The organism is Microbacterium sp. ARD31, from assembly GCF_031844425.1.
In genome coordinates this window covers 34,989-44,228 of record NZ_JAUZVE010000057.1, presented here as the reverse complement: position 1 = coordinate 44,228, position 9,240 = coordinate 34,989, and the positions used below count along the sequence as shown (strand labels likewise).

General features: G+C 73.1%; 7 protein-coding genes. 3 read left to right on the top strand and 4 right to left on the bottom strand.

All coding sequences use genetic code 11. The annotated features are described in order from the left end of the window. The 3 genes from Q9S36_RS45325 to Q9S36_RS45315 form a co-directional block, all read left to right on the top strand. On the top strand, window positions 1-2,058 hold a 2,058-nt coding region (locus Q9S36_RS45325), incomplete at its 5' end, for an SbcC/MukB-like Walker B domain-containing protein (RefSeq protein WP_311291330.1). A gap of 23 nt (window positions 2,059-2,081) precedes the next feature. Then, the gene (locus Q9S36_RS45320; RefSeq protein ID WP_311291329.1) at window positions 2,082-3,602 is read left to right on the top strand and encodes a TldD/PmbA family protein; all 1,521 of its coding nucleotides are present in this window, start codon (window positions 2,082-2,084) and stop codon (window positions 3,600-3,602) included. Next, on the top strand, window positions 3,602-5,002 hold the full coding sequence (locus Q9S36_RS45315; protein ID WP_311291328.1) for a metallopeptidase TldD-related protein: 1,401 nt from the start codon (window positions 3,602-3,604) through the stop codon (window positions 5,000-5,002). The genes Q9S36_RS45320 and Q9S36_RS45315 overlap by 1 nt, the downstream gene beginning before the upstream one ends. 18 nt (window positions 5,003-5,020) lie before the next feature. Here the strand turns inward: Q9S36_RS45315 and Q9S36_RS45310 are convergent, their stop codons facing one another. From Q9S36_RS45310 to Q9S36_RS45295, 4 genes are all read right to left on the bottom strand, one after another. Continuing rightward, on the bottom strand, window positions 5,021-5,317 hold the full coding sequence (locus Q9S36_RS45310) for a hypothetical protein (protein ID WP_311291327.1): 297 nt from the start codon (window positions 5,315-5,317) through the stop codon (window positions 5,021-5,023). After that, the gene (locus Q9S36_RS45305; protein WP_311291326.1) at window positions 5,314-6,591 is read right to left on the bottom strand and encodes a TFIIB-type zinc ribbon-containing protein; all 1,278 of its coding nucleotides are present in this window, start codon (window positions 6,589-6,591) and stop codon (window positions 5,314-5,316) included. The genes Q9S36_RS45310 and Q9S36_RS45305 overlap by 4 nt, the downstream gene beginning before the upstream one ends. Window positions 6,592-6,601: 10 nt before the next feature. Continuing rightward, on the bottom strand, window positions 6,602-7,804 hold the full coding sequence (locus tag Q9S36_RS45300; protein WP_311291325.1) for an SPFH domain-containing protein: 1,203 nt from the start codon (window positions 7,802-7,804) through the stop codon (window positions 6,602-6,604). A gap of 81 nt (window positions 7,805-7,885) precedes the next feature. Continuing rightward, window positions 7,886-9,214, bottom strand: coding sequence for a glycoside hydrolase domain-containing protein (locus Q9S36_RS45295; RefSeq protein ID WP_311291324.1), 1,329 nt, complete (start codon window positions 9,212-9,214; stop codon window positions 7,886-7,888). Between the last annotated feature and the right edge of the window lie 26 nt (window positions 9,215-9,240).

The window sequence follows — 9,240 nt, the reverse complement described above, 5'->3', positions numbered from 1 at the left end:
CGCCTCTCCGCCGCCCGGCGCGCAGCCGCCGTGCGTCCGCTCCTCGAGGTCGCGCTGGCCGCGCGGGAGGCCGAGCGGCAGGCCGACCGGGAGTGCCGGGCGGCTCGTGACGAGCTCGCTGCCCTCGTCGGTGAGGCCGACCTCGACGACCAGCGCGTCGCGGAGCACCGCAGGACCGCCACGACCACGCTGACCGACCTCGCCCGCGTCAGGCCGCTCCAGCAGCAGGCCGACCAGCTCTCCGTCGAGCTCGCGGCCCTCGCCGACGCACGCACACGGACCCGGACCCGACTGGAGCGGCTCGACGCCCGCGCCCAGGAGCTCCCCGCCCGGCTGGCCGAGCTGGTCCCGCGGCTCGAGTCCGCGACCGCGGCACGCGCGCGCGTCGGTGTCCTCGAGGGCGAGCTCTCCGTCCTCGACACCCGTGTGGTCGCTGCCACGACCGCCGCGCGGCTGGAGGCCGAGCTGGTCGCCGCCGAGCAGGCGTGGCGCGAGGCCACCGAGGCCCGCCTCGAGGCCCGGGAGCTGCTCGTGGCCGTCCGCGAGCGCCGGCTCGACGGGATGGCCGCCGAGATTGCCGGCAAGCTCGCGGTCGGCGCCTGCTGCCCCGTCTGCGGATCGGCCGACCACCCCTCGCTCGCGACCCCCTCCCCCGACGCCCCCGACGAGGTCGCCGAGCGCGAGGCGCGCCGGGCCGTCGACGACCTCGAGGCGGTCGTCGAGGCCCACGCGCAGCAGGTGCGTGGGCTCACGGCGCAGCGTGCGGCGGCGCTGGCCGAGGCAGGCGAGCCCCTGGCCGACCTCCGCGCCTCGCGCGACGCCCTCGCCGCCGCCCTCGACGAGGCGAGCCGCGAGGCCGCCGACGCCGACGCCCTCGCCGCCACGTGCGCGTCCCTCGACGACGAGCTCGCCTCGCTGACCGGCGACCGCGACGAGCTGGCGGCGGTCGCGGCGAGGCAGGAGACCGACGAAGCCGTCCTGGCGGCCCGTGTGCAGACCCTGCTCGACCAGGTGTCCGCGGTCCTCCCCGACGACACCTCCCCCACCGACCTCGACGTCCTGGCCGACCGGCTCCGCGCCGTCGAGTCCCTGGCCGGGCGCTGCCTCGACGCCTCCGGTGATCTGGCCCGCGCGCGCACCGCCGCCGGGCGCGCCGACGCCACGGCGCTGGCGGCGGCGACCGAGGCCGGCTTCACCACCGCCCAGGAGGCGGCCGACGCCTGGCTCGGTGCCGACGAGCTGGATGCGCTCCAACAGCGGCTCGAGCAGCACGAGCGTGAGGCCGCCCGCGTCGACGCGCAGCTCGCCGACCCCGACCTGCGCAACGCCGCCGAGACGGCGCCCCCCGACCTCGAGCGGCTCGCGGACGACCTGCTGGCAGCGCGCCGCGACGCCGCGCAGGCGCGTGCGCTCGAGGCCAGCCTCCACGAGCGCGGCCGACGCCTCGACGGCTTGACGGCCGACGTCGCTGCTGCCCTCGCAGCGTGGCTCCCCGTCCGCGACGAGCTCGACCGGGTCGCCGGGCTGGCCGGGATGGTCGAGGGCAAGCATCCCGACAACCGGCTGCAGATGCGCCTGTCCGCCTTCGTCCTGGCCCACCGCCTCGGCCAGGTCGTCGACGCCGCGAACCTCCGGCTGTCGTCGATGAGCGACCAGCGCTACTCCCTCGTCCACACCGGCCGTCGTGGGGCCGGCGAGAAGCGTGGCGGGCTCGGCCTGCTGGTGCGCGACGACTGGACCGGTGACACCCGTGACCCGGCCACGCTCTCGGGCGGGGAGACCTTCGTGGTGTCCCTCGCACTGGCGCTCGGGCTGGCCGACGTCATCACCGACGAGGCCGGCGGCGCCGACCTCGACACGTTGTTCGTCGACGAGGGGTTCGGCTCGCTCGACGCCGACACGCTCGAGGACGTCATGGACACCCTCGACACGCTCCGCGACGGCGGCCGCGTCGTCGGCGTCGTCAGCCACGTGCCCGAGCTCCAGACCCGCATCCCCACCCAGCTGCGGGTCCATCGCGGTCGCCACGGCAGCCGCACGTCGCTCCACACCGGCTGACCGGCTTCGATAGGTTTCCCTGCATGAGTGCGCCCGGGCTCGACCCGACCTTCACCGACCTGCCGCACCGTCGCCTCGGCGACGTGGCGCTGTCCCGCGCCCAGGAGCTGGGCGCGAGCCACGCGGACTTCCGGTTCGAACGCAACCGCTACCAGTACCTCGGGGCGCGCGACGGCGTGCTGCAGACGGCCAGTGACGCCGAGGACCTCGGCTTCGCGGTCCGGGTCGTCCACGGCGGCGCCTGGGGTTTCGCCTCCGGCGTCGTGCTGACCGACGAGGAGGCGCGACGCGTCGCCGAGACCGCGGTCGCGGTCGCCAAGGTCGCCGCGGCCATGACGACCGTTCCCGTCGAGCTGGCTCCCGAGCCGGTGCACGACGACGTCACGTGGGTCTCGGGCTACGACGTCAACCCGCTCGAGGTCCCCACCCCGGAGAAGGCCGCGCTGTTGGTCGACTGGACCGAGCGGCTGCGCACCGGGTCCGCGGTCGCGCACGCGACCGCTTTCCTGCAGCAGGTGCAGGAGAACAAGTACTACGCCGACCTCACGGGCACCCGCACCACCCAGCAGCGGGTGCGGATCCAGCCCGGGTTCGAGGCGACCGGTGAGGACGCCGAGACCGGGATCTTCGACTCGATGGCCTCCATCGCACCTCCCGTCGGACGCGGCTGGGAGTACCTCTCGGGCGCCCATTGGGACTGGGACGCCGAGCTCGCCGAGGTCCCCGAGCTGCTGGCCGAGAAGCTCAGGGCACCCAGCGTCGAGGCCGGGACCTACGACCTCGTCGTCGACCCGTCCAACCTCTGGCTCACCATCCACGAGTCCATCGGCCACGCCACCGAGCTCGACCGCGCCCTGGGCTACGAGGCCAACTATGCCGGCACGTCGTTCGCCACCTACGACAAGCTCGGCACGCTCCAGTACGGCTCCCGGGTGATGAACGTCCGCGGCGACCGCACCCAGGAGCACGGGCTGGCCACCGTCGGGTACGACGACGAGGGGGTGCAGACGCAGGCCTGGGACATCGTCCGCGACGGCGTCCTCGTCGGCTACCAGCTCGACCGGTCCATGGGCCACCTCAAGCCGGAGCTCAACGACGGTCGCTCCAACGGCTGCGCCTACGCCGACTCCCCCGGCCACATCCCCATCCAGCGGATGGCCAACGTCTCGCTGATGCCCGGCACCGACGACCTCACCACCGAGGACCTCGTCTCCCGCGTGGAGCGGGGCATCTACGTCGTGGGCGACAAGTCGTGGTCCATCGACATGCAGCGGTTCAACTTCCAGTTCACCGGCCAGCGGTTCTACAAGATCACCGACGGCAGGCTCGACGGCATGCTGCGCGACGTCGCCTACCAGGCCACCACCACCGACTTCTGGGGGTCCATGGAGGCGCTGGGCGGGCCCGACACGTGGGTGCTCGGCGGCGCTTTCAACTGCGGCAAGGCGCAGCCGGGCCAGGTCGCGGCGGTCAGCCACGGCTGCCCCTCCGCCCTGTTCCGCGGCGTCAACATCCTCAACACGATCGACGAGGCAGGCAACTGATGACGACCTCCCCCGGCAGCACCGCGCAGCAGCTGGTCGAGCACGCGCTCGCGACCTCGACCGCCGACGACTGCATCGCGATCGTCCGTGACGTCACCAGCGCCAACCTGCGCTGGGCCAACAACACGCTCACCACCAACGGCGTGATGACCGAGATGTCGGTCACCGTGGTCAGCTTCGCGTCCGTCCCCGGCGGCATCGCCACCGGGTCGGTGTCCGGCAGCGCCGCCACGACCGACCAGGTCACCGCCCTCGTGGAGGCGGCCGACGCGGCGGCCCGCGCCGGGTCGCCCGCGGAGGACGCCGCCGACCTGGTCGCCGACGCCACCTCAGCCGACTGGGACGTCGAGCCGGCGACCACCGACATCGGCGTCTACGACACCTTCGCCCCTGCGTTGGGCGAGGCGTTCGGCCAGGCGGGCGCCGAGCAGCGGCTCCTCTACGGCTTCGTCAACCACGACGTCACCACGACCTACCTCGGCTCCACCCGCGGGCTGCGGCTGCGGCACGTCCAGCCCACCGGGCACTACGCCTGCACCGCCAAGGACTCCTCCCTGACCCGCAGCGCGTGGGTGGGCGGCGCCACCCGCGACTTCCGCGACGTCGACGCGTCCGCCATGGCGGCGGAGGTGGCCCAGCGGCTGGCCTGGGCGGAGCGGCGCATCGACCTGCCCGCCGGACGCTACGACACGATCCTGCCCCCGTCGTCGGTCGCCGACCTGATGATCGACGCCTACTGGGGCGCGGGCGCACGCGTGGCGCACGAGGGCGAGTCCGTCTACAGCCGTCGCGGCGGTGGCACCCGCATCCACGACAAGGTCGCGGCACCCGGCGTCAGCCTCTTCTCCGACCCGGCGTACCCCGGCCTCGAGTGCGCGCCGTTCGTGGTCGCCGGGGCCTCGGACAACACCGACTCGGTCTTCGACAACGGCCTGCCCCTCGAGCGCACCGACTGGATCCGCGACGGGCTCCTCACCGGCCTGCTGCAGACCCGGCACTCCGCCGCGATGACCGGCCAGCCCGTCACGCCGATGATCGACAACCTCGTCCTCGAGGTCGGCGACGGCGCCGGGACCATCGACGACCTGGTCGCCGGCACGCAGCGTGGGCTCCTGCTGACCTGCCTCTGGTACATCCGCGAGGTCGACCCACAGACCATGCTGCTCACCGGGCTCACCCGCGACGGCGTCTACGTCGTCGAGGACGGCGAGATCGTGGGTGCGGCCAACAACTTCCGCTGGAACGAGAGCCCGATCGAGCTCCTCAACCGGTTCAGCGCGGCCACCACGACCGTGCCGAGCTTCAGCCGCGAGTGGGGCGACGACTACTTCTCCCGCACCGCCACGCCGGCGCTGCGGATCCCCGACTTCAACATGTCGAGCGTCTCGCAGGGGGTCTGACGGCGACCGGCGGCAGGCTCACCGCAGCCGCTGCACCCGACGCCGGTGGTCGCGGCTGTTGTCGCCGTCGATGCCGGACCTGCGCGTCTTGGAGATGTGGTCGATCTTCTCCCGGCCGCCCTGCACCGGCTGGGCGTCGATGATGGTGTCGCGCTCGTATGCGTGCGACTTGTCGGTGTTGCGGTAGTAGCGGAACAGTGCCCAGTACGTCGCCACCGCGCCCGCCGGGCCCGCCGCGAGGAGCCACACCGGCGGGTCGTCCGAGCTGACCATCACGACGACGTCGAGCACGGCCGCGCTGACCAAGGCGCTCATGCCCACGCCACCAGGAGCGCACCGGCGATGCCCTCGAGGACGGTGCCGACCGTCAGCGCGGCAAGGGTGAGCCGCCACCGCGACACCGGGATGCTGCCCATCGTCTCGCCGGTCCGGGCGTTGACCGCGATGTAGTGCAGCATGCCGGAGTCCTCCTGGTGGTAGGAGTAGAGCCACACGGGCAGGTACATCGACACCCACCGCGAGCCGCCCACGTCGATCTGCTCGCTCTCCCACCGGACCCCGCGGTCGAACTCGGCGAGCGACGGCTCGACCTGCGAGCGGCCGATGGAGAGGAGCTGGTCCTCCAGCACGGGCTGCAGGTCGCCCACGTCGAGGTCGCGCTTCTCGCTGGTGAAGCCCACGAGGTAGCTGGAGTTCCACCTCACCGCGTTCTTCGTGTCGAACGGCAGGACGGTGTTGACGATGTTGTTCGTGGTCGAGCCGTCCATCGCCGCGCGGTCGGCCGAGCCCTCGATGGTGAGGTCGTCGACGGTGAAGGCGACCGAGCGGTCGACCCGGAAGACGTCCGCGGCGTAGTAGGTGACGCTGCTGTCGCCCTGCTTCTCGGTCCAGCGGCGGGTCTGCACCTCCCCCACCCCGTCGTACGACGTGCGGACGTTGGCGTCGATGACGAGGTAGGGGAGGTAGACCCCGAGGACGTTCTCGGGGACGAACTCCGCCTTGAAGCGCGGGTGCGCGAAGAGCCGCCGCTTGGAGGCGAACTCCCGGATCCGCTCGACCGCCTCGGCGTGCGTGAGGCGGAACGGCAGCACCGCGTCGGGGACCGCGCCGTTGGGGAGCTGCTGGTTGACGTTGAGCGTGTGCCGGCACCAGTGGCAGCGCGCGTTCATCGCGTGGGCGGTGTCCACGACGACCTCGGCGCCGCAGCCGCCACACTTGAGGGTGAGCACGTCGTCGGCGTCGGCGGCGATGTCGCGCGCTCCCCCGGCGACCACCGTCCCGCGGAGGTCGTCGATCCCCTCGCCGAGGCCGAGCTCCTCCTCGACGCGGGCCTCCTGCCACTCGTGGCGGCAGAACAGGCAGATCAGCATCCCCGTCGACCCGCGCAGGCGTACGTCGGTGGAGCCGCACCGCGGGCATCGGTTGACGCCGTCGGCCAGCGACTCGTTCACCGTCTCGATGTCGGGGCCGGGCTCGGGCTCGGCGCGCGCGGCTGCGAGCTCCTCCTCCAGCGACAGCGGCGGGCCGTCGAAGACGGGCCCGTCGGGGTCGCGGGGCGCCTGGGCGCCCCCGGCTGCGTCCTGGGTCATGTCGGGGAGCTCAGAGGCCGAGGGCCTTCGCCTTGACCGCGTCGTAGTCCTCCTGGGTGATGAGGCCGGCGTCGAGCATGTCCTTGGCGCGCTTGAGCATCGCCATCGGGTCCTCGGCGGCGGGCTCCGCCGGTGCGGCAGCGGGTGCCGCGGCGGGTGTCGCGGCGGGCGGCTGCTGTCCCTGCGGCGCGGTCGGCTGCTGCAGGCCGCCGAGGCCCATGCCGCCGGTGGCCATGCCCATCCCCACCAGCCCGCCCGGCCCCGCGTTCTCGCCGGCCGCCTCGATCCCCGCGGCCACCGACGCCTGGAGGTTCGAGTTGCCGCGCGAGCCCGACAGGGCGTCGGCCCGCTGGACGTTGCGGAGCAGCTCGCGGGTGTTCTCGTCGTACTCGATGGAGATGATGGCGGTCTTGACGATCTCGAGTCCGCGGTCGGTGCGCCAGCGGTAGTTCTCCTCGACGGCCGCGGAGAGGGACTGCGCGAAGCCGACCGAGTCCTGCTGGAGCCGCGCGATCCGGTTCCCCTTGGCCGGGTCGTTGGTGTACATCGAGAACGCGGGCGCGAGCGAGCCGACGACCTCGTTGAACAGCTGCTCGCCGGCCGGGTTGTCGATGTCGGTGAAGTCGAAGACGGCGCGACCGCCGATGACCGAGGCGGGCACGAAGTTGCGGATGAAGGTCAGTGGGTCGGTGATCTTCAGCGTGTAGGTGCCGCGAGTGATGGCGCCGACCTGGGTGTTGAGGAAGGCGTCGTCCCAGTAGATCTCCGACTGGGTGCCGAACCGGTTGTTCGGGAGCTCCTTGAGCGCCACGAAGATCGCGGTCTGCTGGGAGCCGGGACGGCCGCCGAACTTGAAGCGCTCCCAGCTCTGCCGGACGATCGAGTCGACCAGCCCGCCCCCGGAGAAGACCGACTGCGACGCGGTCTCGTCCGAGTCCCAGATGTAGCCGCCGGGCTCGGCGGCGAACCCGGTGAACGCGCCGTCCTCGAGCAGGACCAGGCCGTAGCCCTCGGGCACGACGATCTTCGAGCCGTTGGTGATCACCCCGTCGGAACCGCGCGTGTTGCTGCCGCGGTCGGCGTTCTGCCCCTTGGCCACCGCCGGGAACAGCGCGGCCGTGGCGGGCAGCCCGTCCGGCACGCCGTGGAAGTCGAGCCACTGGTCGGCGAGCGTCCCGCCGACGGCTCCGCTGACGGCCTGGAAGAGACCCATGCCCGTTCCCCCTCTGGTGGATGCTGGTGCGCGGCGGCCACACTAGCGCCCGACGACGCCGCCGGGCGGGAAAGACGAAGGTCAGTGCGCTCCGGTCTGGAGCGCGACCCACGTCTCGGGCGTGACGACGCCCGTGGGGTCGAGCCCGACCCGTCGCTGGAAGCGGGCGACGGCCTTGGTCGTCCGGTCGTCCACCACCCCCTCCACCCTCACCGAGCGCGCCCCGGACGCGCGCAGCGCCCGCTGGAGACGCAGCGCGGACTCCCCTGCCGAACCGACCTTCATCAGCGGTCCTGAGCCCTGGGCGAACAGCGCCATCCACGTGGCCCGGTCGGCCTTGCCGGTCCGACGCAGGTCGTGGCGGCGCTGGTAGGTCGTCACGGCACGCACCACGTCGCGGTCGTAGCGGCCGTCGAGCTTCCCGCGGTAGCGGCCGTTCTTCCGCAGCAGGCACTGCAGCGCCGCGACGCGGTCACCCTTGCTGCCGGTGCGGAGGCGCGGGTAGGCGCCGAAGTCGAGGCGCGTCCGACCACAGGCGAGGAGCGACCGGGGCAGCCGGGACCCGCCGTCGAGCTCGAGGAAGTTGCGGTCGATGGTGAGGGCGACGCCGCCGTACGTCGCGGTGGTGTGCGCCTCGTACTGGTGGACGCGCTCTCCCGCCCAGGTGCTCGCGCGGACCCACTGCGGGTCGATCTCGACGTCGGCGCGCCCGTTGTACCAGGCGTACCAGACCTGGTCGGGCATCTCGTACGAGCCCGGGGACAGGTTGTCGGCGTTGTCGAGCGCATGGATGCCGGCCGACACGCTCGAGTAGACGCCGGAGCGGTGGCCGAGCGCGTGCAGCGCCGAGGTCCAGCCGCTGAGGAACCGGAGCGCGGAGCGCCGGCAGTCGTCGTCGGCCACGTCGAAGCCGCCCTCGAGGTCGTACCAGAGCGTCGTCCCGGCGGGCAGCCCGAGCTCGCGGGCCCGCGCCACGGCCGCCGTGGCCTCCGCGCGACCGCGCGCGTCGGCCGCTGCGTAGTCCCCCGCGGGGTTCGGGTCGATCAGGTCGCCGTAGGACGCCTGGCACGCCGCCTGCGGGCCGACCCAGATCGGCAGCACGCGCCACCCTGCGGCCCGCTGCCGGGCGACCCAGGTGCCGTCGAGGTGCGGCTGGCCCGGGTCCGTGGCGGTCGGGCGGCACGACGCCATGGACCCGCCGATGTAGACCCCGACGCCCCAGAACGGCGAGGACGTCAGCCAGGCGTCCATCTGCTCCTGCGTCGGGGCGCAGCGCGCATCGAAGGCGTAGCCCGTCAGTCCGTCCTGGCGTCGCTCCGCGGCGCTCGCGCTGCCGCCGGTCAGCAGCGTGGTGCAGAAGGCGAGCAGGACGGCCACCACGGTGGCAGTGCGGGCTGGTGCGTCGTACATGTGATCTCCCCCGAGACGTTGGCGTG

Bases quoted from the DNA above. Each gene is read 5' to 3' on its own strand.
- Q9S36_RS45320 (WP_311291329.1), top strand. From the start codon at position 2,082: ATGAGTGCGCCCGGGCTCGACCCGACCTTCACCGACCTGCCGCACCGT.
- Q9S36_RS45315 (WP_311291328.1), top strand. From the start codon at position 3,602: ATGACGACCTCCCCCGGCAGCACCGCGCAGCAGCTGGTCGAGCACGCG.
- Q9S36_RS45310 (WP_311291327.1), bottom strand. From the start codon at position 5,317: ATGAGCGCCTTGGTCAGCGCGGCCGTGCTCGACGTCGTCGTGATGGTC.
- Q9S36_RS45305 (WP_311291326.1), bottom strand. From the start codon at position 6,591: ATGACCCAGGACGCAGCCGGGGGCGCCCAGGCGCCCCGCGACCCCGAC.
- Q9S36_RS45300 (WP_311291325.1), bottom strand. From the start codon at position 7,804: ATGGGTCTCTTCCAGGCCGTCAGCGGAGCCGTCGGCGGGACGCTCGCC.
- Q9S36_RS45295 (WP_311291324.1), bottom strand. From the start codon at position 9,214: ATGTACGACGCACCAGCCCGCACTGCCACCGTGGTGGCCGTCCTGCTC.